General features: G+C 67.6%; 17 protein-coding genes. 13 read left to right on the top strand and 4 right to left on the bottom strand.

Annotated elements, in window-relative coordinates; all coding sequences use genetic code 11:
- Positions 1 to 22: 22 nt before the first annotated feature.
- On the bottom strand, positions 23 to 337 hold the full coding sequence (locus BMZ38_RS10335) for a hypothetical protein (RefSeq protein ID WP_091337080.1): 315 nt from the start codon (positions 335 to 337) through the stop codon (positions 23 to 25).
- Between the two features lie 129 nt (positions 338 to 466).
- Positions 467 to 2,296: a translational GTPase TypA gene (gene typA / locus BMZ38_RS10330; protein WP_091337078.1), complete on the bottom strand. Its 1,830-nt coding sequence runs from the start codon at positions 2,294 to 2,296 to the stop codon at positions 467 to 469.
- Positions 2,297 to 2,492: 196 nt separating this feature from the next.
- Between typA and BMZ38_RS10325 the strand changes: the two genes are divergently transcribed.
- On the top strand, positions 2,493 to 3,149 hold the full coding sequence (locus BMZ38_RS10325) for a DUF899 domain-containing protein (protein ID WP_091337076.1): 657 nt from the start codon (positions 2,493 to 2,495) through the stop codon (positions 3,147 to 3,149).
- A gap of 21 nt (positions 3,150 to 3,170) precedes the next feature.
- On the opposite strand, the gene BMZ38_RS10320 is transcribed toward BMZ38_RS10325, so the two are convergent.
- Both BMZ38_RS10320 and BMZ38_RS10315 read right to left on the bottom strand, forming a co-directional pair.
- Positions 3,171 to 3,743, bottom strand: a complete 573-nt coding sequence (locus BMZ38_RS10320) for a cysteine hydrolase family protein (RefSeq protein ID WP_091337074.1) — start codon at positions 3,741 to 3,743, stop codon at positions 3,171 to 3,173.
- 13 nt (positions 3,744 to 3,756) lie between these two features.
- Positions 3,757 to 4,311 carry a YaeQ family protein gene (locus tag BMZ38_RS10315; RefSeq protein WP_091337072.1) on the bottom strand — a complete coding sequence of 185 codons (555 nt, stop codon included), beginning with the start codon at positions 4,309 to 4,311 and terminating at the stop codon, positions 3,757 to 3,759.
- Positions 4,312 to 4,386: 75 nt separating this feature from the next.
- On the opposite strand from BMZ38_RS10315, the gene BMZ38_RS10310 reads away from it, so the two are divergent.
- The 12 genes from BMZ38_RS10310 (at position 4,387) to prpC (ending at position 22,520) form a co-directional block, all read left to right on the top strand.
- Positions 4,387 to 5,259 (top strand): pseudouridine synthase, encoded by an 873-nt coding sequence (locus BMZ38_RS10310; RefSeq protein ID WP_091337070.1) that lies wholly within the window; start codon positions 4,387 to 4,389, stop codon positions 5,257 to 5,259.
- A 171-nt stretch (positions 5,260 to 5,430) separates the two neighbouring features.
- Entirely contained in the window at positions 5,431 to 6,462 is a 1,032-nt protein-coding gene (locus BMZ38_RS10305; protein ID WP_091337067.1) for a LacI family DNA-binding transcriptional regulator, read from the top strand.
- 180 nt (positions 6,463 to 6,642) lie between these two features.
- The gene (locus BMZ38_RS10300) at positions 6,643 to 9,168 is read left to right on the top strand and encodes a TonB-dependent receptor (RefSeq protein WP_245747308.1); all 2,526 of its coding nucleotides are present in this window, start codon (positions 6,643 to 6,645) and stop codon (positions 9,166 to 9,168) included.
- Between the two features lie 155 nt (positions 9,169 to 9,323).
- Complete coding sequence (locus BMZ38_RS10295; RefSeq protein WP_091337065.1) at positions 9,324 to 11,576, top strand: glycosyl hydrolase family 95 catalytic domain-containing protein; 2,253 nt, start codon at positions 9,324 to 9,326, stop codon at positions 11,574 to 11,576.
- Positions 11,577 to 11,686: 110 nt separating this feature from the next.
- Positions 11,687 to 13,957 (top strand): glycoside hydrolase family 65 protein, encoded by a 2,271-nt coding sequence (locus BMZ38_RS10290; protein WP_245747309.1) that lies wholly within the window; start codon positions 11,687 to 11,689, stop codon positions 13,955 to 13,957.
- Complete coding sequence (locus tag BMZ38_RS10285; RefSeq protein ID WP_245747310.1) at positions 13,954 to 15,030, top strand: alpha/beta hydrolase; 1,077 nt, start codon at positions 13,954 to 13,956, stop codon at positions 15,028 to 15,030. The genes BMZ38_RS10290 and BMZ38_RS10285 overlap by 4 nt, the downstream gene beginning before the upstream one ends.
- On the top strand, positions 15,027 to 16,712 hold the full coding sequence (locus BMZ38_RS10280) for a trehalase family glycosidase (protein ID WP_091337061.1): 1,686 nt from the start codon (positions 15,027 to 15,029) through the stop codon (positions 16,710 to 16,712). Before BMZ38_RS10285 ends, BMZ38_RS10280 begins: the two co-directional genes overlap by 4 nt.
- 74 nt (positions 16,713 to 16,786) lie before the next feature.
- Entirely contained in the window at positions 16,787 to 17,296 is a 510-nt protein-coding gene (locus BMZ38_RS10275) for a peptidylprolyl isomerase (RefSeq protein WP_091337059.1), read from the top strand.
- Positions 17,297 to 17,454: 158 nt separating this feature from the next.
- Complete coding sequence (locus tag BMZ38_RS10270) at positions 17,455 to 18,654, top strand: pyridoxal phosphate-dependent aminotransferase (RefSeq protein WP_091337058.1); 1,200 nt, start codon at positions 17,455 to 17,457, stop codon at positions 18,652 to 18,654.
- 62 nt (positions 18,655 to 18,716) lie between these two features.
- Complete coding sequence (locus BMZ38_RS10265) at positions 18,717 to 19,703, top strand: malate dehydrogenase (RefSeq protein WP_091337057.1); 987 nt, start codon at positions 18,717 to 18,719, stop codon at positions 19,701 to 19,703.
- 684 nt (positions 19,704 to 20,387) lie between these two features.
- On the top strand, positions 20,388 to 21,275 hold the full coding sequence (gene prpB / locus BMZ38_RS10255; protein WP_091337056.1) for a methylisocitrate lyase: 888 nt from the start codon (positions 20,388 to 20,390) through the stop codon (positions 21,273 to 21,275).
- Positions 21,276 to 21,374: 99 nt separating this feature from the next.
- Positions 21,375 to 22,520: a bifunctional 2-methylcitrate synthase/citrate synthase gene (gene prpC, locus BMZ38_RS10250; RefSeq protein ID WP_091337054.1), complete on the top strand. Its 1,146-nt coding sequence runs from the start codon at positions 21,375 to 21,377 to the stop codon at positions 22,518 to 22,520.
- Positions 22,521 to 22,700: the final 180 nt, after the last annotated feature.

Here is a 22,700-nt window from a genome sequence, read left to right as displayed (position 1 = left end):
GGATCGCGGCGAGCGCGGCCCCTCACCCCAGCCCTCTCCCCGGCGGGGAGAGGGAGTCGGATGTTTCGGCGCTGTGGACGGTATGCGACCAGCGTTGCAGCGTCTGGTAGAGCCGCTCCTGCCGCGTCAGCACGCCCTGGTGGCAACCCTTGGGCCGGGTCTGGTCGATCGGTTCGCGGCTGAGCGCACGCCATCGCTTGACCAGCTCGGCCGGCGCCGGATGCGACTCGATCAGCGCGCGCAGCACCAGCGACATGGCTTCCACTTCGTTCTTCAAGCCATCCAGCTCGTTGCCGACCTGGGTGAAGGACACCGGTCGGCTGCTCGAAATCTCCATGACTGCTCCCTTGTCTCGCCGGCGCCCCCGCGCCGGCTCTCGTGACGTTGCCCGCACGAATGTAGTTTTTGCGTGCACGCACGAAAAAGCCGCCTTGCGGCGGCTTCGTCGTAAGGATGGAGCGCGCGCTCAGGCTGCGCGCGAGGCCCGCTTGCGGTCGTTCTCGGTCAGGTGCTTCTTGCGCAGGCGGATTTCCTTCGGCGTGACCTCGACCAGTTCGTCGTCGTCGATGAAGTCCAGCGCCTGCTCCAGCGAGAACTTGATCGCCGGGGTGAGCTGGATCGCATCGTCCTTGCCCGAGGCGCGCATGTTGGTCAGCGGCTTGGGCTTGATCGCGTTGACGGTCAGGTCGTTGTCCTTGGCGTGGATGCCGACCAGCTGGCCTTCGTACACGTTGTCGCCTTCGGCGGCGAACAGCTTGCCGCGCTCCTGCAGCGGGCCGAGCGAGTAGGCGGGCGTGGTGCCGCCGGCGTTGGCGATCATCACGCCGTTCTGGCGCTTGGCGATCTGGCCTTCTTCCTTCGGACCGTAGTGGTCGAACACGTGGAACAGCAGGCCCGAACCCTGGGTCAGGGTCTTGAACTGGTTCTGGAAGCCGATCAGGCCGCGCGCCGGGATCATGTATTCCAGGCGCACGCGGCCCTTGCCGTCCGGCTCCATGTTCTTGAGCTGGCCCTTGCGCACACCCAGGCGTTCCATCACCGGGCCCTGGTGGATCTCCTCCACGTCGACCACCAGCTGCTCGAACGGCTCCATCTTCTGCCCGTCGATCTCCTTGATGATGACTTCCGGACGCGACACGGCGAGCTCGTAGCCCTCGCGGCGCATGTTCTCGATCAGCACCGACAGGTGCAGCTCGCCGCGGCCGGAGACGAGGAACTTGTCCGCGTCCGAACCCTGCTCGACGCGCAGCGCCACGTTGTGCACCTGCTCGCGCTCGAGGCGGTCCTTGAGCTGGCGGCTGGTCAGGAACTTGCCGCCGGAGAGATCCTTGTTGCCGGCGAACGGCGAGTTGTTGACCTGGAAAGTCATCGAAATGGTCGGCTCGTCCACCGTCAGCGCCGGCAGTGCCTCGGGCTTGTCCAGCGAGCAGACGGTGTCGGAAATGGTCAGGTCCGCGATGCCCGAAATGGCGACGATGTCACCGGCTTCGGCGCTGTCCTGCTCGATGCGTTCCAGGCCCATGAAGCCCAGCACCTGCAGCACCTTGCCCTGGCGCTTCTTGCCGTGGCGGTCGATCACCGCGACCGGCATGTTCTTCTTCAGCGTGCCGCGCTGGATCCGGCCGATGCCGATCACGCCCACGAAATTGTTGTAGTCCAGCTGGCTGATGCGCATCTGGAACGGGCCTTCCGGGTCGACCTCCGGCTTGGGCGCGTGCTGCATGATCGCTTCGTACAGCGGCGTCATGTCGCCTTCGCGGGCGTTCTCGTCGAGCGAGGCGTAGCCGTTCAGCGCCGAGGCGTAGACGATCGGGAAATCCATCTGCTCGGGCGTGGCGCCGAGGCGGTCGAACAGGTCCCACACCTGCTCGACGACCCACTCCGGGCGCGAACCGGGGCGGTCGATCTTGTTGATCACCACGATCGGCTTGAAGCCCATCGCGAACGCCTTCTGCGTCACGAAGCGGGTCTGCGGCATCGGGCCGTCCATCGCGTCGACCAGGATCAGCACCGTGTCGACCATCGACAGCACGCGCTCGACCTCGCCGCCGAAGTCGGCGTGGCCCGGGGTGTCGACGATGTTGATGCGGTTGCCTTGCCAGGTGATGGCCGTGTTCTTGGCCAGGATGGTGATGCCGCGTTCCTTTTCCTGGTCATTGGAGTCCATCACGCGCTCGGCCAGTACCGTGCGTTCGGACAGGGTGCCCGACTGCTTCAGCAGCTGGTCGACGAGGGTGGTCTTGCCATGGTCGACGTGGGCGACGATGGCGATATTGCGCAGTTTTTCGATGGACATGGCACAGGCCCGGGCGGCGCTTGCACAGCCGCCACGTAAGTTTCGGAGGGGTAAACCCCGCAATTATACGGACTTGCGCGCCAACTTGCCCATGCCAGGCATGAACGGGTTTCCGGCACGGCTCTACCTGTCGAGAACAGCGCGCGTCGCCCGACGTGGAATGGCGGTCCGATGCGGCCGGAACAGGAGAGCAGCGATGAACGGCATTCCACCCGTGGCATCCACGGCCGACTGGCAGGCAGCGCTCGACCGGCTGCGGACCTGCGAAAAGGACGCCACCCGCGCGCTCGACGCACTGGCTGCCGAGCGCCGGCGTTTGCCGATGGTGCGCTTCGACGGCGACTTCCGCTTCCAGGGTCCGGCTGGCGAGCTCGGCCTGGTCGGCCTGTTCGGTGGACGCCGCCAACTGGTGGTCTACCACTTCATGCCGCCGGGCGAGGATTTCTGCGTGGGCTGCTCGGGCTTTGCCGACAACATCGGCCGCCTGGAACACCTGCATGCGCGTGGCACCACCCTGGCGCTGGTCACCCCGGCGCCGTACGCGCGCCTGGCCGCCTATCGCGAGCGCATGGGGTGGCAGGTGCCCTGGTATGCCGCCTTCGGCAATGCGTTCAACGAAGCCTGCGGCCTGGACGGCGGCTTCGGCCTCAGCGTGTTCCTGCGCGATGGCGACGCGATCTTCCGCAGCTACTTCACCACCTCACGCGGCGTCGATCGCCTGCGGCTGGACTTCAACCTGCTGGACCTCACGCCGCTGGGTCGCCAGGAGTGCTGGGAAGACTCGCCGGCCGGCTGGCCGCAGACCGAGCCGTACTGCTGGTGGCGCCGGCACGACGAGTACGGCGAAGGGTAAGGCCGCGGGCACGAAGTCGCGCTAGCCGGAGAGACTGTCCACCCATGCACCGACCGTCTGCACGGTGGCCTGCCTGGGAAACACTTTTTCGGTCAGCACGCGATGGACTTCCGGGTCGCCATCGGCGCAGCCGTCGGCCAGCACGGTGAGGCGGTAGTCCATGTCGGCGGCCAGGCGCACGGTCGAAAGCACCACGCCGCTGGTGGCGACGCCGGCCAGGACCAGCGACTCGATGCCCGCCGCACGCAGCACCACCTCCAGGTCGCTGCCGGCGAACGCGCCGATGCGGCGCTTGGTCACCACCACGTCCTGTGGCTGCACGTCGAGCGAAGGATGGATGTCGCTCCCCGGATCGCTCTCGAGCAGGCGGCCGGTCTGGCGCACCTCCGAGAAACGCACGTTGTGCGGCGACACTTCCGGGTAGCCCGGCCGGAAGCAGACCCGTACCCACACTACGGGCAGGGCGGCACGCCGGGCGGCGGCGAGTGCGGTGCGGATGCGCTCGAGCAGGCCGCCGTCCGGATAGTTCTGCAGGATCGATTGCTGCAGGTCCATCAGCAGCAGGGCGGTACGCGGGCGCGGGCCGGCGTGCATGGGTGGCTCCTGGTCAGGCGGCGGCATATTCGCCCATGCGGGCGCGCGGCCTGACGGCGATGGTGGTGTCACCGCTGATCAGCTGCAGTTCGCCGTCCTGGATCAGGCACTGCATCCGCATGCCGCGCTCGCACAGGGCGGCGAGCTGGCGCACGGTGGCCTCGTCGATGTCGAGCACGGCCAGGTTGTCGTTGCGCGAGAGCGCGGCGCCGACCTTGTCCCACCAGATGTCGGCGGCGCGTCCGCCGTAATTCATCACCACGACCTGGCGGGCGCGGCCGCAGGCTTTGCGGACGCGCGCCTCGTCCGGCTGACCAAGTTCGATCCACTGCTCGACTTCGTCGGTGTATGCGCGGCGCCACAGCGCCGGCTCGTCCTCGTCGCTGATGCCCTTGCCGAACTCCAGCCGATCGTCGGCGTGCAGTGCGAAGGCGAGCAGGCGCACCATCAGACGCTCCTCGGTTTCGGACGGATGGCGGGCGAGGGTGAGCGCGTGGGTGGCGTAGTAGTGCCGGTCCATGTCGCTTATCGACAGCTCGGCCTTGTGGATGGTGGCGTTGAGGGCCATGGGCGTGCCTGGTTGTGTGGCAATCGGCCATTGTACGCCCCGCCGCCGCACGGGCCCGCGCTAAGCTCGTGGTCGATGATCCACGCCACCGCTCCCAGCACCGTGCACCTGCCCGAAGGCGATTGGCCGACCGCGCTGGACGGCCTGTGTGCCTGCTTTCCCCGCATTCCCCGCGAGCAGTGGCTGGACCGCGTGCGTCGCGGCCGCGTGCTGGATGCCCGCGACACGCCGATCGACGAGCGCACGCCGCACCGTGCCGGCATGAAGCTGCGCTACTTCCGCGAGGTCGCAAGCGAGCCGCCGGTGCCGGGCGAGGAAATCGTGCTGCATGCCGACGAGCACCTGGTGGTGGTCGACAAGCCGCCCTTCCTGCCGGTGATCCCGGCCGGGGTTTACGTGCAGCAGACCTTGCTGGCGCGGCTGGTCCGCCGCTTGGGCAACCCGGCGCTGGTGCCGTTGCACCGGCTCGACCGCGACACCGCCGGGCTGGTGCTTTTCTCGGCGCAAGCGGCCACGCGCGACGCGTACCTGTCGCTGTTCCGCGACCGGCGCATCAGCAAGCGTTACGAGGCGCTCGCCGCGCCGCTGCCGTGGCTGGATTTCCCGCACGTGCGCCGCTCGCGGCTGGAGGCGGGCGAGCCGTTCTTCCGCATGCGCGAGGTCGACGGCGAAGCGAACAGCGAGACGCGCCTGGAGGTGATCGAGCGGGGGCCGCAACGGTGGCGCTATGCGCTGGAGCCCCGCACCGGCCGCAAGCACCAGTTGCGCGTACACATGGCCGCGCTCGGCGCGCCGATCCAGCATGACCGTTTTTATCCGCGGCTATGCGAACCCGAACCGGGCTTTGAGCATCCGCTGCAGCTGCTTGCGCGTGGGCTGGCGTTCGTCGATCCGCTGAGCGGGCAGGCGAGGGAATTCAGCAGCAGCCTGTCGCTGGATCCTTTGTAGGAGCATTCGCGCCGATGGCCGTGGCGGCCTGGCGGCGGGCCCGCGTGTCATTTGAGCAAGAGACAGTTGCGCGCCGCATTGTCCGGGCCGGGCTGCCTCAACCGTCGGCTTGTGCCTGGCGGGCGCAGCACGCATAGTCGACCGCCACCGGTTGTCGAGGCAGGACGCGCCATGCGGGTACGCCTGGAAGATGTGGCACGCGCCGCGGGAGTGTCCCCCAAGACCGTCTCCCGTGTGCTCAACGACGAAGCGAACGTGCGTGCCCGCACGCGCGAGAAGGTGCTTGCGGCGATGGCGGCGATGGACTACCGCCCGCACCAGTCGGCGCGCAGCCTGGCCAGCAACCGCTCGTTCCTGATCGCCACGCTGTACGACAACCCCTCGTCCAACTACCTCACCGAGATCCAGGCCGGCGTGCTGGAGGCGTGCGACCTGCACCACTACAGCATGATGGTGCGCCCGCTGCACGTGGGCGAGGGCGACTTCGTCGAGCGCGTCGACCGGTTGATCCTGCACCACCGGCCCGACGGCCTGGTACTGACCCCGCCGATCACCGACCACCCCGGGCTGCTGCAGCGTCTGCGCGAGCGGCGCGTGCTGTACGCCTGCATTTCGCCGATCGAGCGCGCCGGCAACATCGGCGCCTTCATCGACGAGCCGGAAGCGGCGCGGCAGATGATGGCCAGGCTGCTGGAGCTCGGCCATCGGCGCATCGCGCACGTGATCGGACATCCCGACCATGGCGCCAGCCAGTGGCGGCTGGCCGGCTACCGCCAGGCGCTGGCCGCGGCCGGGATCGAACGTGATCCGGAGCTGGAAGTGCCGGGCGATTTTTCCTTCGGTGCCGGCGTGGCGGCAGCGCGGCGGCTGTTCTCGCTGCCACGCGGGCGCGGGCCGACCGCCGTGTTCGCGGCCAACGACGACATGGCGGCGGGGGTGATCTGGGCGGCGGGCGAGCACGGGCTTTCGGTGCCTGGCGACGTGTCGGTGTGCGGCTTCGACGATACCCCGATCGCCTGCCAGATCTGGCCCACGCTTACCACCATCCATCAGCCGAGCCGCGAGATGGGGCGCATCGCCGCCTTGCAACTGCTCGACATCCTGCGCGGACGCGGTTCGGGCGCGATGGTGCAGGCGCCGTTTTCGCTGCAGCTGCGCGAGTCCACCGCTCCAGTACAGGCTGGAGGCCGCCTGCACGCCTGAGGCGCGCATGTTGCACGGCGAATTGACAGCGCTGTCAAAGCAGGGCAAACATGTGCGCGCTGCGGCGTGATGCCGCGGCTGCAAGGCACAGAAGAAGTGGGGCGCAACAACGGCGAAGCGGCAGGCTGCGCGAGCGCGGTCCATGCCGTCAGACATCGACTTATGCGGGGAGCGAAGCTGATGAACAAGCATGTGCGACTGGCCTTATCCGCGGCGATAGCCGCCTGCCTGATGCCCAGCCTTGCGCTGGCGCAGAACGACGACCAGGCGCAGAACACCGCGCCGCCCACCACCAGCAAGGCGCAGCAGAAACCGAGCGCCGCCAACGCCAAGAGCCTCGAGCAGGTGGTGGTCACCGGCAACACCGCCACCGGCGGCCTGAAGAAGATCGACACCAGCTACACGGTGACCACGGCGACTGCCGAACAGATCAAGATGGCCAATCCCAAGAGCACGGCGGACCTGCTCAAGATCTCGCCCGGCCTCTGGCCCGAGTCCACCGGCGGCCAGACTGGCGCCAACATCGAGATCGCCGGCTTCCCCGGCGGTGGCGATGCGCCTTACTTCAGCACGCAGATGATGGGCTCGCCGCTGTACGGCATGCCCACGCTGTCGTTCTTCGAGACCACGTCGATCTTCCGCCTCGACGACACCGTCGATCGCGCCGAGATCGTGCAGGGCGGTCCGTCGGTGGTGTTCGGCGACGGCCAGATCGGCGCAACCGCGAACTTCATCCTCAAGCAGGGCACCGAGGTGCCGTCCGGCAGCGTCGGCGTCACCTACGGCAACGAGAACCTGCGCCGCGTCGACGGCTTCTTCGGTTTTCCGCTGGGCAAGGACACCTACGGCAGCATCGGCGGCTTCTACCGCGATTCCGATGGCGTGCGTGATCCCAAGTTCGCCGCGGACAAGGGTGGCCAGTTCACCGGCACGTTCACCCACGACAGCGACAACGGCTCGATGACGCTGTACGCCCGCTACCTCAACGACCGCAACCAGTTCATCACGCCCATCCCGCTGATCCAGAGCGGCACCGACCATTTCAGCGCCTATCCCGGCTTTGATCCGCTGACCGATACCTACAACGGCCCGGCGATCCAGCACGTGTTCCTGCGTGGCTATCCGGGTGGTGGCCGGGACGCGAACCTTGCCAATGGCCGCGGTGCCAAGTTCGGTTTCTTCGGCGGCAACTTCGACTACGACCTGGGCAACGGCTGGAACCTGTCGGACAAGTTCCTGCTCGACAGCGGCGATGCCGATACCAACGCGCTGTTCTCCGGCACCAACCCGGGCAGCCTCAACGACATGCTCTACACCGACCAAAGCCAGATCGGCGCGTTCAACCTGGCGCCGGGCTCGGCGACCGCCACCTACGTCGGCGGCGGCGCGGTCGATCCCAACCAGAGCGTGATCCACCAGGGCTGGTGGTTCATCCACAAGCACCTGAAGAACATGAGCAACGACTTCCGCCTGAGCAAGGAAGTCTTCGAGGGCAACACCCTCACCGCCGGCCTGTACCTGGCGCACTACACCATGGACGACCAGTGGGCGCTGGGCAACCAGATGCTGATGACCAACACGCCCAACGCGCGGCCGATCACGGTCAGCTACGTCGACGCCAGCGGCCTCAACCAGCTGACCGACAACCAGGGCTTCCTCGACTACGGCGGCTTCAACATCGCCCAGCACGGCGTGGCCAACAACAAGGCGTTCTACCTGTCCGACATCTGGCGCGTCGGCAAGTGGCTGATCGACCTGTCCGGGCGCATCGAGAACCAGGACGCCTACAACGACGTCTGCAACCTCGCCAACCAGAACCTGGACGGCAACGACAACACCAAGTACGACAACGCCGTGCCGGTGTGCGACGGCACCTTCGCCCATACCCGCTACGACAAGACCCACCCGTCGTGGACCTTCGGCGTGAACTACGAGCTCGCCGACAACATGAGCGTTTACATCCGCGCCAACCAGGGCGGCCACTTCGACGACTTCGACAACGGCATCCGCGGCAACACCACCGGCAACACCGCGCCAATCCAGAAGATCCAGAACTTCGAAGGCGGCTTCAAGTACCAAAGCGAGCAGTGGTTCCTGGACCTGAGCGCCTACCACCGCCAGTTCAACGGCCTGCTGTACCAGCCCACCGACGCGGCCGGCGTGCCCAACGGCCCGCAGAGCACCTACGGCTCCGATTCGAAGGGCATCAACGTCAACACCGCCTGGAGCCCGATCGAGAACCTGAAGTTCCAGCTGGTCGGCAACTACCTCGACGGCCACTACTCGCACAACAACTCGTGCCTGCCGTACACCAACCCGGTCGCCGGCAACGGCTGCGCGCTGATCAACGGCGTGCAGCTGCAGCGCCAGCCGAAGGTGCGCTACATGTTCACGCCCAGCTACAAGATCCCGTTCGGCTGGGGCGACGTGCTGGCGTTCGTCACCTTCACCCACGTCGGTGCGCACACGCAGGACATCTCCGGCCTGCAGCAGCTGGGCAGCTACCACACCTGGGACTTCGGCATCGTCGCCAACATCCAGCAGAGCTGGCAGCTGCGGCTGCAGGGCACCAACATGACCAACGAGCTGGGCCTGACCGAGAGCAACTCGCGCATCTTCGGTTCGGCCGCCGGCACCACGGGCGTGATCCTGGCCCGTCCGCTGGAAGGCCGCGAAGTCAACCTGCAGGTGAAGTACCTGTTCTGATCGAACTGTTCTGATCGAACGTCTGGCCGGTGCTGCCGAGGCTCCGGCCAGACGCCTTCGAAAGCAGATGTTCTGATCCGATCCTGGATCGCCTGCGCCCGCTTTTCCCCGGCGGACGCAGGCGTCTTTTTCTGGACTCTTCCCCAGGAGGTGCGATGAAGCCCGGTCGCCTGCTTGCCCGTTTCTTCCAGGTCGCGCTGCTTGTTGCGGCCAGTACCGTGCCGGCGTTCGCCGCCACCGACCCAAGCTTCCAGTTCACCGCCACGGCCAAGGATTTCGGCAGCTACTTCCCGAGCTACCTGGCCAACGGCTACTTCTCCACCATGACCTCGCCGCGCGGCACCGAGCCCAATGCCGCATACATGGTCGCGTTCATGGATTACAAGCCGGGCGACATCTCCCGTCCCGCGGCGATCCCCGGTTGGAGCGAGATCGACTACAACCCCGGCGGCGGCTGGCTCAACCGCACGCGGCTGGATGCGGGCATCTTCCAGAACTACGCCCAGACGCTGGACATGCACGATGCCACGCTGACCACGCGCTACCGCTTCGCGTACGCGAACAAGGCCAGCGACATCGAAGTGACCACCTTCGTCAGCCAGGCTGCGGCGCACCTGGCGGTCACGCGGATCGCGATCACTCCGCAGTTCGACGGCCCGGTGCAGCTGAGCTTTCCGATCAGGCTCTGGTCCGAACACCTGCCGCGCTTTCCGATCGCCAGCATGGGCGGCGAGGAAATGATCGCCTCGGTGATCGCCAGCGGGCAGAACCTCGACAACAAGCCGGTGCCCACGCCCGACCGCGCGCCGGTGTGGTATCCGGGCTACACCCGGGTGCTTGCCACCCATGGCGACGCCAAGGCGTTGACGCTGCAGCTGAAGGGCAGGGCGCAGCAGGGTCTGGGCATGGCCGAGGCGGCCGCGATCGGCCTGCCTGAAGGCCTCGCGCCGGACGACGTCAAACTCGAACAGACGCCCGCCAAGCTCTCGCTCCAAATCACCGTGACGCTGCACAAGGGCCAGCGCTACGTCTTCACCAAGTACCTGGCGCTCTCGCGCGACGGCTGGGGCAGCGACCAGGAGGTGCTGGCCCTGGCGACGGCCGCGCGCACGACCGGCTTCGACCGCCTGCTGGCCGATCACCAGGCCGCTTGGCACGCGCTGTGGCAGTCCGACATCGTGATCGACGGCAACCCGGCCGTGCAGAAGGCGGTGCATTCGGACCTCTACTACCTGTTGTCCAACTCCACCGTCGGCACCGCCTGGCCGATGGGCGCCTGCGCACTGACGCCCAACTACGCGGGGCATGCGTTCTGGGACAGCGACTCATGGGTGTTCCCGGCGCTGTTGCTGCTGCACCCGGAGCGCGCCAAGCCGATCGTGATGTTCCGCGACCGCACCACGGAACCTGCCCGCGCGCGCGCCCGGCAGTACGGTGTAGCCGGCACGATGTATCCGTGGGAGGCCGATCCGCAGACCGGCGTGGACGTCACCCCGCACTTCGCCTACGAGGTCTACCGCGAGGTGCACGTCAATGCCGACGTCGCCATCGCGCAATGGCAGTACTACCTGGCCACCGGCGACAAGGCTTGGCTGAAGACCCGCGCCTGGCCGGTGCTGCAGGGCATCGCCACCTTCTGGACCAGTCGCGTCACCTACGACAAGGCGCACGACCGCTACGAGATCCACCACGTCACCTCGCCCGACGAGGCCTACAACGACGTGCCGAACGACTCCTTCACCAACGCCGCCGCGCGCAAGGCGCTGGAGATCGCGGTGAAGGCCGCGCGCATCGTGGGGGCGAAGGCCGATCCGCGCTGGAGCGAGATCGCCACCAAGATGTACATCCCGTTCGACGAGGCCGGACAGCGGCACCTGGATTTCGACAAGTCCGTGCCGCACGACAAGATCACCTGGATGGGCTCCTCGCTGGTCTGGCTGATGTATCCGAACCTCGACCTGCCGATGTCGCCGCAGGTGCGCCGCAACGACTTCCAGTTCCAGTTGCAGGAGCTGAAGAGCCACGGCGACGACCCCAACGAGATGATGATGGTGATGCTCGCGGTCGGCGCCGCGGAACTCGGCGACGCCAAGGCCGCCGGCGCGTGGATCGACCGCAACCTGGTTGGCTTCCTCAAGGCACCGTTCAACGTGCGCACCGAAACGGCCGCCAACAATGCCGGCTACATCCTGGCCACTTCGGCCGGCTTCGTGCAGAGCATGCTCTACGGGCTCACCGGCCTGCGCATCGACGACGACGGCCTGAGTGCGAAGTACGCGCCGGTGCTGCCGCCGGGCTGGAGCGGGCTGACGCTCAAGGGCGTGCACTTCCGCGGGCAGCGCTACGACATCCACGTCGAGCGCGGCGCCGACGGCAAGGCACGACTGGTGCGCAAGGCCTTGCCGTGATCGGCAAGGCCGCCTCTGTAGGCGCATGGCGTGCGCGACCAGGATGGTGGCCGCGCACGGAGCGCGCTCCCACAGGGACGCTGTTGGACAGCACGGGATTGCTCGATGGCTTGACGCGGTGCTTGCCGTGGCTGCTCGCCTGCGCGGCGTTCGCGCTCTCCGCGCCCGCTTCCGCCACCGATCCCGGCTTCCTGCTCACTGCCACCGCCCGCGACTTTTCCAGCTACTTTCCCACCCAGCTCGGCAACGGCTACTTCGCCACCCTGAGCGGGCCGCGCGGTACCGAGGGCAACCTGTCCTACATGGTCGCCTTCATGGACTACGCGAAGGGCGACATCTCGCGGCCGGCTGCCGTGCCGGGCTGGAGCGGGATCGATTACAGCACCGGCCACTCGGCCGCCGGCCACTTCTGGCTCAACCAGGTCGCGCTCGATCCGCTCGTGTTTCGTGATTACCGGCAGGTGCTCGACCTGCATGACGGCACGCTGACCACGCGCTACCGCTACGACGACCATGGCCGCGCTACGCAGGTCCAGGTGACTTCGCTGGTCAGCCAGGCCTCGCCGCACCTGGCGGTCACGCAGCTGTCGATCACGCCGGAGTTCGATGGCCAGGTGGAGCTGTCTTTCCCGCTCGACCTGTGGGCGCCGCACCAGCCGCGCTTCGACCTCGCCGAGCTCACCGGCGAACAGATGCAGGAGGCGGTGGCGGCGAACAACCTCACGCTCAAGGCGATCCCGCCGGCCACGCCCGACCGCGCGGCGCTGTGGTACCACGGTGACACCCGCGTGCTCGACGGGCACGGCGACGCACAGGCGCGGACCTTGTCGCTGGACGGCCGCGCGGAGCAGGGCCTGGCGATGGCCGAGGCGATCGCCGTGGCGCTGCCCGAAGGCCTGGTGCCGAACGACGCACGCATCTACCGCAGCCCCTGGCGGCTTTCCCTCGAGCTCAAGGCCACGGTGCGCAAGGGACACACCTACACCTTCGCCAAGTTCGTCGCGTTGTCGCGCGAGGGCTGGGGCGGCGATGCGAAGGCGGACCTGGCGCTGGTGCGCAAGGCGCGGGAGGACGGCTTCGCCCGCCTGCGCGAGGCCCACGTCGCCGCCTGGCAAAAGCTGTGGCGCTCGGACATCCGTATCGAGGGCGATCCGGAGGCCCAGCGCATGGTGCACTCGGACCTCTACTACCTGCTGTCCAACGTCACGCCCGGTACGGCCTGGCCGAGCGGTGCCTGTGGCCTGACGCCGGGCTATGCCGGGCACGTGTTCTGGGACAACGACACCTGGCTGTTTCCGGCCTTGCTGCTGTTGCATCCCGAGCGGGCGCGCTCGCTGGTCGACTTCCGCAGCCGCACGCTGCCGGCCGCGCAGGCGCGCGCCCGCGAGCGCGGCCTGCGCGGGGCGATGTACCCGTGGGAGTCCGACCCGCTGCGCGGCACCGAGCAGACGCCGCACGCGGCCTACGTGCTGGGCGAGCGCGAAATCCACGTCAACGCCGACGTGGCGATCGCGCAGTGGCAGTACTGGCTGGCCAGCGGCGACAAGGCCTGGTTGCGCGACCATGGCTGGCCGGTGATGCGCGCCGTCGCCGACTTCTGGGCCAGCCGCGCGACCTGGATTCCCGAACGCCGGCGCTATGAAATCCTGCATGTCACCTCGGTGGACGAGGATTACAACGACGTGCCCAATGACACCTTCACCAACGTCTCCGCGCGCAAGGCCCTGCAGCTGGCGACGCAGGCGGCGATAGTGCTCGGCGAGCCGGCCGATCCGCACTGGGCCGAGGTGGCCGGCAAGCTGTACATCCCGCTCGACGCGAAGACCGGCCACCATCTGGATTTCGACCCGTCGGTCCCGCACGACATCGATTCCTGGGGCGGCAGTTCGCTGCCGATGCTGGTCCTGCCCACGCTGGACCTGCCGATGGACCCGGGCCTGCGCCGGCGCGACTACGACTACGCGATGGCGCCGATCACGCAGTCGCACCGTGATCCCAACAGCATGGGCCTGGCGCCCATGGCCATCTATGCGGCCACGCTGGGCGATGCCGCCGCGGCCGGTGCCTGGTTCGAGCGCAACCGCACGGCCGGTGTGCTGCAGCCACCCTTCAACGTGCGCACGGAGACGCCGAACAACAACACCGGATACTTCGTCACCGCGGCCGGCGGCCTGCTGCAGACCATCGAGTACGGTTTCACCGGCCTGCGCCTCCAGTCCGGCGGGCTGGTGCAGGCGTACGCGCCGGTGCTGCCGCCCGCGTGGCAGTCCTTCACCATGACCCACGTAGCCTTGCGCGGCGCGTACTACGACATCACCGTAAGTCGCGGCCGCGACGGTCGCGCCGTGCTCACGCGGCGACCGGCGGAGGGCACGCCGTGAACGCAGGCGCCCTGGGATTCGTGCTGGCCCTGTACGCGGCTTCGGCATGGGCCGGGGACAAGGCAGGCGTCGCACCCGACGGCACGGTCACGGCCTCGTCGGTAGCCATCCCGTATTCGCGGTTTGCCTCAACACAGGCGCGTGCGTTCTTCCCGAAGATGCTCGCGGCCGGCGCCCAGGCGCCGCCGCTCAGCGCACCGATCGAGCAGAGCAGGCGCTTCTACGATCGCCTCAACAGCGACCGCGCGGCGCGCATGCGCAAGCTCTATCCGGTCACGGTGCGCCACGAGACCATTGCGGGTGTCGGTGCCGACGTGGTCATGCCGGCACAAGGCACGAGCGCCGCCAACCGCCATCGCGTGCTGATCAACCTGCATGGCGGCGCGTTCCTGTGGGGCGCCGGCAGTGGCGGGCTGGTCGAGGCCATCCCGATCGCGAGCCTGGGACGCATCGAGGTGATCACGCTCGACTATCGCCAGGGGCCCGAACACCGCTTTCCCGCGGCGAGCGAAGACGTGGAGGCGGTCTACCGCAAACTGTTGCAAACCCATCGGCCGGCGGAGATCGGCATCTACGGTTGCTCCGCGGGCGGCATCCTCACCGGCGAGGCGGTGGCGCGCTTCATCGCCGACCAGCTGCCGGTGCCCGGCGCGATCGGCACGTTCTGCGGTTCGCTGGTGACGATCGCCGGCGACTCGGCCTACATCGGACCGCTGCTCAACGGGCAGGGCGTGCCGGCGGAGCCGCTGGACCTCACCACGCTGCCGTACTTCCATGGCGTCGATGCCGACGACCCGATGGTGCAGCCGGGCCTGTCGCCCGCGCTGTTGAAACACTTCCCGCCGACGCTGCTGGTCACCGGCACGCGCGACATGGCGATGAGCTCGGTCGTGCACAGCCAGGCGCTGCTGGCGCAGGCTGGCGTCGAGGCCGAGTTGCACGTGTGGGAAGGCATGTGGCATTCGTTCTTCTCCGACCCCGGACTGCCCGAGTCACGGCAGGCCTACCGCACCATCGTGGCGTTCTTCGAGCGCCACCTTGCCGCCCCACCGCAAGAGGAAGCCCATCCATGAAGACCCGTCCGCGGATCGTTTCCCTCCTCGGCGCCACCGCGCTGGTCCTTTCCAGTGCCGCCGGTGCCGCCACGCCGAGCCCGGCGAAGACGCAGGCCTACATCCACAAGGCCTGGGACACCCTCACGCGCTCGCTGGAGGACTGCTCGGCGCTGCACGACCCGAAGATGGACGCGCGCCCGGTGCTCTACCTGCCGGCCGGCATCGGCAAGCCCGCCGGCATCGACGCGGTCGCCAGGCGCTGCAACGTCGAGGTGCGCACGCTGCCCAGGCGCATCGGCAAGCTGGGCGACCTGATGCCCTCGGCACTGCCCGCCGAGGGCCTGCTCTACCTGCCCAAGCCGTATGTCGTCCCCGGCGGCCAGTTCAACGAGATGTACGGCTGGGACAGCTACTTCATCCAGCTGGGTCTGCTCGCGGACAAGCGCGACGACCTGGCGCGCGACATGACCGACAACATGCTGTTCGAGGTCGAGCATTACGGCGGTGTGCTCAATGCCAACCGCACCTACTACCTGACCCGCTCGCAGCCGCCGTTCCTGAGCCGCATGGTGGCCGACGTTCTGGCCGCCCCTGGCGCCTTCAAGGACGAGGCAGAGCGCCACGCCTGGCTGGTCCATGCCTATCCGCTGGTGGTCGCCAACTACCACATCTGGACGCGGCCGGAGCACCGCGCGGGGGACACCGGACTGGCACGCTACTTCGACCTGGGTGCCGGCCCGGTGCCGGAAATGCACGGCAGCGAGTACTACCGCGGCGTGATCGACTGGGTGCTTGCCCATCCGAAGCAGGATCCCGGTTACCTGGTAAAGGGTTCCGAGCATCCGGATGCGGCCGAGGCCGCCAGGCTGAAGACGAGCAGTTGCGACGTCGAAGCATCGAGCGTCTGCGCCGGCGCCTGGTCCAGGGGCTACCGCCTGAGCGCGGACTACTACCTAGGCGACCGCGCCATGCGCGAGTCCGGCTTCGATACCAACTTCCACTTCGGTCCCTACGGCGGTACCACCCACCACTACGCCGGCGTGGGCTTGAACAGCCTGCTTTACCGCTACGAGCGTGACCTGCACGACCTCGCCCTGCAGCTGGGCAAGGTGGCCGAGGCGCAGCAGTGGGCCAATGCCGCGGCGCACCGCAAGTCGGCGATGGACAGGTACCTGTGGAATGAGCAGCGCGGCATGTTCATGGACTACGACTTCATCCGCGGCAAACCCTCGACCCAACCCTACGTCACCACCTACTGGCCGCTGTGGGCCGGGATCGCCTCCAAGGCGCAGGCCGCTGCGCTGGACAGGCACCTGGCCGTGTTCGAGCGCAAGGGCGGCCTGTCGATGGACAACCTGAGCAGTGGCGCACAGTGGGACGAGCCGTTCGGCTGGGCGCCCACCAACTGGCTGGCGATCTCGGGCCTGGACGCCTACGGCTTCCGCGACGATGCGCAGCGCCTGGCGCACAAGTTCATGGGGACCGTGGAAACCGGCTTCGCCCATGACGGCACCATCCGCGAGAAATACAACATGGCGCTGGGCAACGCGGACGTAAAGATCACCGCCGGCTACACCACCAACGTGATCGGCTTCGGCTGGACCAACGCGGTCTACCTCAAGCTGCACCAGCTGCTACAGGGCGCGCCGGCACAGGCGCCTGCCACTGCCGATGGCGCCGGGGCGCCCGCAGTGCACTGACGCGGCGGTTCACGGGCGAAGGCCGGTCGCTGCGCTATCCTTGCCGGCCTTTCGCTCACGTCCCAGGGACTGCCATGACCATCAACGTCACGTTCGAGACCAACCGCGGCCCGATCCATCTGCGCCTGCACGAGGACAAGGCGCCGGTGACCGTCGCCAGCTTCGTCAACCTGGCCCGCCGCGGCTATTACGACGGACTGTCGTTCCACCGCGTCATCAACGACTTCATGATCCAGGGCGGCTGCCCGCTGGGCACCGGCACCGGTGGCCCCGGCTACAAGTTCGAGGACGAGTTCCACCCCTCGCTGCGCCACGACAAGCCGGGCGTGCTGTCCATGGCCAACGCCGGCCCGCGCACCAACGGCAGCCAGTTCTTCATCACCCACGGCCCGACCCCGTGGCTGGATGGCAAGCACAGCGTGTTCGGCGAAGTGGTCGGCGGCGACGACCAGAAGGTGGTCAACGCGATCCGCCAGGGCGACACCATCGAGAAGGTGATCGTCGAAGGCGACGTTGACGCGCTGCTTGCCGCCCAGGCCGACCGCGTCAAGGAATGGAATACGGTTCTCGACCAGCGCGGTTGAGCCCGGGTCGGGCGTCTTTCCCGCGACGGGGAAGACGTCGGGCGACCACTGGTGCAAATCGCCGCCGCTGGCAGGGCGTCCCGGTCCATTCCGCCAAGCGGCTGCAGACCGCGTGCTAAAATCCGCCGGTTACCTCACTCCCACTCCCCGAGGAAGCCATGCCCCAGCTCGCCCAGCGTGTCGGTCGCGCCAAACCCAGCGCGATCATGGTCATCGCCGAAAAGGCCAGGCAGTTGAAGGCGCAGGGGAGGGACATCATCAGCTTCTCCATCGGCGTTCCCAACTTCCTGCCCGGCGAGCACGTCTACGCCGCGGCGCGCGAATCGCTCAGCCACGACTCCGGCCAGTACGGCAGCAACCGCGGCGCCGAGCCGCTGCTGGACGCCTTCCTCAAGCACATCGAGGCGCTCGGCTTCAGCGGCTACGGCCGCATGAACCTCTCCATCGGGATCGGCGCCAAGCAGGTGCTCTACAACCTGGCCGAGGCGCTGCTCGACGAGGGCGACGAGATCTGCTTCGCCGCGCCGTACTGGACCACCTACCGCGACATCGCGGACATCGTCGGCGCGAAGATCAACGTGCTGCCGTGCCCCTCGACGCAGAACTACAAGCTGGCGCCGGCGCAGCTGGAAGAGGCACTGAAGCGCAAGCCGAAGGTGTTCCTGTTCAACAACCCGTCCAATCCGACCGGCATGGTCTATACGGCCGGGGAAATCGCCGCGCTGGCCGACGTGCTGGTGCGCTATCCGGACACCTGGATCATCACCGACGACATCTACAACTCGATGGTGTTCGACGGGATCGGCTACCACAACTTCGTATTCGCCCGGCCCGAGCTGCGCGATCGATTGATCTTCGTCGACTCGGTGTCCAAGACCTACGGCATGCCGGGTTGGCGCGTGGGGCTGCTCGCCGGGCCGGAATCGGTGGCCAAGGCGGTCACCACGCTCAATTCCAACCACATCACCAGCGTGCCGGAAGTGATCACCGCGGCCGCGGTCGCCGCATTCAGCGGTCCGCAGGACGTGCCGCAGGCCAGGTGCGCGGAGTTTGCGCAGAAGCGCGACGTCGTGGTCGCCGCGTTGCGCGCGATTCCCGGCGTGGTGTGCCCGCGTCCGCAGGGCGCCTTCTACGCTTTCCCGGACATTTCCGTCGCTTTCGGCAAGTCGCACAACGGCACGCCGATCAACAGCGACGTGGACGTCTGCGCGGCGCTGCTGGAAGCCAAGGGCGTGGCCTGCGTGCCCGGCTCGGCTTTCGGCGAGCCGCACTCGTTGCGCATCTCCTACACCTGCCCGACGGCCCAGCTCGAGCCGGGCCTGAAGCGCATCCAGGAATTCTTCGCCGAACTGGCCTGATCTTTCGATTACCTGCCTTGGTGGGCCGCACGTCCACCTCTTGAACCTTAAGGAGTGAAGTGATGAAAGCCCCCGTCCGAGTTGCCGTCACCGGCGCCGCTGGCCAGATCGGCTACGCGCTGCTGTTCCGCATCGCCGCCGGCGACATGCTGGGCAAGGACCAGCCGGTCATTCTGCACCTGCTGGAGATCACCCCGGCGCTGCCCGCGCTGCAGGGCGTGGTGATGGAGCTCAACGACTGCGCGTTCCCGACGCTCGCCGGCGTGGTGGCCACGGACGACGTCAACGTGGCTTTCAAGGACGTCGATTACGCGCTGCTGGTCGGTGCCCGTCCGCGTGGCCCGGGCATGGAGCGCAAGGACTTGCTGGAGGCCAACGGCGCCATCTTCGGCCCGCAGGGCAAGGCGCTGAACGACCACGCCAAGCGCGACGTCAAGGTGCTGGTGGTCGGCAACCCTGCCAACACCAACGCCCTGATCGCCCAGCAGAACGCGCCGGACCTGGATCCGAAGTGCTTCACCGCGATGGTGCGCCTGGACCACAACCGCGCGCTGTCGCAGCTGGCCGAGAAGACCGGCAAGCACACGACCCAGATCAAGAAGGTCACCATCTGGGGCAACCACAGCTCGACCCAGTACCCGGACCTGCACCACGCCACCGTCGACGGCAAGCCGGCACTGAACCTGGTCGACCAGGCCTGGTACGAGAACGACTTCATCCCGACGGTGCAGCAGCGCGGCGCGGCCATCATCAAGGCCCGCGGCGCGTCGTCGGCCGCCTCGGCCGCCTCGGCCGCGATCGACCACATGCGCACCTGGGCGCTGGGCACGGAAGAGGGCGACTGGGTGTCGATGGGCATTCCGTCGGACGGTTCGTACGGCATCGCCCCGGGCGTGATCTACGGCTATCCGGTGACCGTGAAGGATGGCAAGTACGCGATCGTGCAGGGCCTGGAGATCGGCGATTTCTCGCGCGCCCGCATGGACGCGACCGACAAGGAGCTGCGCGAGGAGCGTGGCGGCGTCGAGCATCTATTTGCGAAGAAATAAGGCTTTCGAGCCCGGTTGAAAAGGGGCGGCCCTGGCCGCCCTTTTTCGTTGGCCCAACGGCCAACAAGCCTGGTGACCGGCTCGGCCGGCACTCCCCGCACTTCACCCCGGCCCTCTCTCCGGCGGGGAGAGGGCGCGAATCGGCAAGCCATCGCATCTTGCATTCCAACGTGTCCTGTTCCCTCTCCCTGCCGGAAAGAGGGCTGGGGTGAGGGGGCACTCTTGCGACAGTGCACGGGTGGGCCGCGCACGCTCTAGGTAACCGCGCAAAGGGTTTCCATCACCTGCGCCGGACGCGTAAGTCAGCTGTCCCGGCGCGCCTGACCCGCCGCCTCTATCGCCAGACGCACATGCGCCAGCATCGTCGGGTCCCACCGAATTGCCGCCGCGCAGGTCCGGCTCGTTTGCGTGGGCCTCGCGGATGCGCGCGTGCGTGGCCGGGTCGTCCCCGGCATAGGCGCGGAAGAGTTCGATCCGGCGACGCGCCAACCGGCGGGCGTGGCCACCGCTCGGCTGTACGCCGGCGTCCATGGCGTCGCCCAACGCGCGCGGACGGTATCCGCAGCGCCGGGCAAGTTCGCCGATGTCGGCGGCAAGGGTTGGCCTCCTCGGTGAGGGTCAAGCCCCGGACAGGGGGCAGGGCGGGCGGTGCGCTAAAATGGTGCTTTTCCCGCGGAGCCTTCCATGTCCCCCACCGCATCCCCCGGCGCCCGCTTCCGTGCCGCGCTGGCCGCAGAACAACCCTTGCAGGTGATGGGCGCGATCACCGCCTACGCCGGGCTGATGGCCAAGCGCGTCGGCTACAAGGCGCTCTACCTTTCCGGCGGCGGCGTCGCGGCCAATTCGCTTGGCATGCCCGACCTCGGCATCAGCACGATGGAGGATGTACTGACGGACGCGCGCCGCATCGTGGATGCCACCCAGCTTCCGTTGCTGGTCGACATCGACACCGGCTGGGGCGGCGCGTTCAACATCGCACGCACGATCCGCTCCTTCGTCAATGCCGGCGTCGCCGCGGTGCACATGGAGGACCAGGTCGGCCAGAAGCGTTGCGGCCATCGGCCGGGCAAGGAGGTCGTCTCCAGGGCGGAGATGGTCGACCGCGTCAAGGCCGCCGTGGACGCGCGTACCGATCCGTCCTTCGTGATCATGGCGCGCACCGACGCGGCGGCGGTCGAGGGCATCGACGCTGCCATCGAGCGTGCCTGCGCCTATGTCGAGGCGGGCGCCGACATGATTTTCCCCGAGGCGATGAAGACGCTGGACGACTACCGCAAGTTCAAGGCCGCGGTGAAGGTTCCGATCCTGGCCAATCTCACCGAATTCGGCTCCACGCCTTTCTTCACCACTGACGAGCTGCGCTCGGCCGGCGTGGACATCGCGCTGTACTGCTGCGGCGCCTACCGCGCGATGAACAAGGCGGCGCTCAACTTCTACGAAACCGTGCGCCGCGAAGGTACGCAGAAAGGCGTCATCGACACCTTGCAGACGCGAGAGGAGCTGTACGACTTCCTCGGCTACCACGCCTACGAGGACAAGCTCGACGCGCTGTTCGCCGACAGGAAGGACTGACCGGCCACCCACCCGCAGGCCGCCAGGTGGCCTGCACCCATTCGTATGGGCGGGCCGCAGGCTCCGCCCACGCACCCGCAAGTCTGAAGGAGAACCCCGATGAGCGAGCAAACCCTCCCCAAGCCGAAGAAATCCGTCGCGCTGTCCGGCGTACCGGCCGGCAATACCGCGCTGTGCACGGTCGGCCGCAGCGGCAATGACCTGCACTACCGCGGCTACGACATCCACGACCTGGCCGCGAAGGGCTGCTTCGAGGAAGTAGCCTACCTGCTGGTCTACGGTGCGTTGCCGAACTGGACCGAGCTGCAGAACTACAAGGCGAAGCTCAAGCGCCTGCGCGGCCTTCCTGCGCCGGTCAAGGGTGCGCTCGAGCTGCTTCCGGCCGCGACTCATCCGATGGACGTGCTGCGCACCGGTTGCTCGGTGCTGGGCACGGTGCTGCCGGAGAAGGAGGACCACAACCTCACCGGCGCGCGCGACATCGCCGACCGCCTGATGGCCAGTTTCGGCTCAATGCTGCTGTACTGGTACCACTTCAGCCACAACGGCAAGCGCGTGGAGACCCAGACGGACGACGACTCGATCGCCGCGCACTTCCTGCACGTGCTGCACGGCAAGGCGCCGAGCGAACTGCACGCGCAGGCGCTGGACAAGTCGCTGGTGCTCTACGCCGAGCACGAGTTCAACGCCTCCACCTTTACCGCGCGCGTGATCGCCGGCACCGGCTCGGACATGTATTCGGCGATCACCGGCGCGATCGGCGCGCTGCGCGGTCCCAAGCACGGCGGCGCCAACGAGGTCGCGATGGAGATCATCGCTCGCTACCGCAGCGCGGCCGATGCCGAGGCCGACATCCGGGCGCGGGTGGAGCGCAAGGAGATCATCATCGGGTTCGGCCATCCGGTGTACACGGTGTCCGATCCGCGCAACGAGATCATCAAGGAGATCTCGCGCAAGCTGTGCACCGAAGGCGGCAACCCGACCCTGTTCGAGGTGTCCGAGCGGATCGAGAAGCTGATGTGGGAGCTCAAGAAGATGTTCCCCAACCTCGACTGGTACTCGGCCAGCGCCTACCACATGATGGGCGTGCCGACCGCCATGTTCACGCCGCTGTTCGTCATCGCGCGCACATCCGGCTGGAGCGCGCACGTGATCGAGCAGCGTCAGGACGGCAAGATCATCCGTCCCAGCGCGAACTACACGGGGCCCGAAGACCAGAGCTACGTGCCGATCGAGAAGCGCTGAAGCGCCTGCGTCCAGCCCTCTCCTGCAGGAGGGGGCCGGGTGAGGGTGAGGATGGCGGGGGCTCACTCCTGCGCGACATCGGCACAGCCGATGGCTCGCCCGGATGCGAAGAGGACGACCGTACAGTCCACGGCCTGTCCACGGGGCCCTGGCTACCATGGCTGCCTTTTCCAAGGGAGC

Source organism: Frateuria terrea (assembly GCF_900115705.1).
Taxonomy (GTDB): Bacteria; Pseudomonadota; Gammaproteobacteria; order Xanthomonadales; family Rhodanobacteraceae; genus Frateuria_A; species Frateuria_A terrea.
The sequence above is the reverse complement of the archived record's forward strand: the minus strand, read 5'-3'. Positions and strand labels throughout refer to the sequence as shown.

Bases quoted from the DNA above. Each gene is read 5' to 3' on its own strand.
- BMZ38_RS10335 (WP_091337080.1), bottom strand. From the start codon at position 337: ATGGAGATTTCGAGCAGCCGACCGGTGTCCTTCACCCAGGTCGGCAAC.
- typA (WP_091337078.1), bottom strand. From the start codon at position 2,296: ATGTCCATCGAAAAACTGCGCAATATCGCCATCGTCGCCCACGTCGAC.
- BMZ38_RS10325 (WP_091337076.1), top strand. From the start codon at position 2,493: ATGAACGGCATTCCACCCGTGGCATCCACGGCCGACTGGCAGGCAGCG.
- BMZ38_RS10320 (WP_091337074.1), bottom strand. From the start codon at position 3,743: ATGCACGCCGGCCCGCGCCCGCGTACCGCCCTGCTGCTGATGGACCTG.
- BMZ38_RS10315 (WP_091337072.1), bottom strand. From the start codon at position 4,311: ATGGCCCTCAACGCCACCATCCACAAGGCCGAGCTGTCGATAAGCGAC.
- BMZ38_RS10310 (WP_091337070.1), top strand. From the start codon at position 4,387: ATGATCCACGCCACCGCTCCCAGCACCGTGCACCTGCCCGAAGGCGAT.
- BMZ38_RS10305 (WP_091337067.1), top strand. From the start codon at position 5,431: ATGCGGGTACGCCTGGAAGATGTGGCACGCGCCGCGGGAGTGTCCCCC.
- BMZ38_RS10300 (WP_245747308.1), top strand. From the start codon at position 6,643: ATGAACAAGCATGTGCGACTGGCCTTATCCGCGGCGATAGCCGCCTGC.
- BMZ38_RS10295 (WP_091337065.1), top strand. From the start codon at position 9,324: ATGAAGCCCGGTCGCCTGCTTGCCCGTTTCTTCCAGGTCGCGCTGCTT.
- BMZ38_RS10280 (WP_091337061.1), top strand. From the start codon at position 15,027: ATGAAGACCCGTCCGCGGATCGTTTCCCTCCTCGGCGCCACCGCGCTG.
- BMZ38_RS10275 (WP_091337059.1), top strand. From the start codon at position 16,787: ATGACCATCAACGTCACGTTCGAGACCAACCGCGGCCCGATCCATCTG.
- BMZ38_RS10270 (WP_091337058.1), top strand. From the start codon at position 17,455: ATGCCCCAGCTCGCCCAGCGTGTCGGTCGCGCCAAACCCAGCGCGATC.
- BMZ38_RS10265 (WP_091337057.1), top strand. From the start codon at position 18,717: ATGAAAGCCCCCGTCCGAGTTGCCGTCACCGGCGCCGCTGGCCAGATC.
- prpB (WP_091337056.1), top strand. From the start codon at position 20,388: ATGTCCCCCACCGCATCCCCCGGCGCCCGCTTCCGTGCCGCGCTGGCC.
- prpC (WP_091337054.1), top strand. From the start codon at position 21,375: ATGAGCGAGCAAACCCTCCCCAAGCCGAAGAAATCCGTCGCGCTGTCC.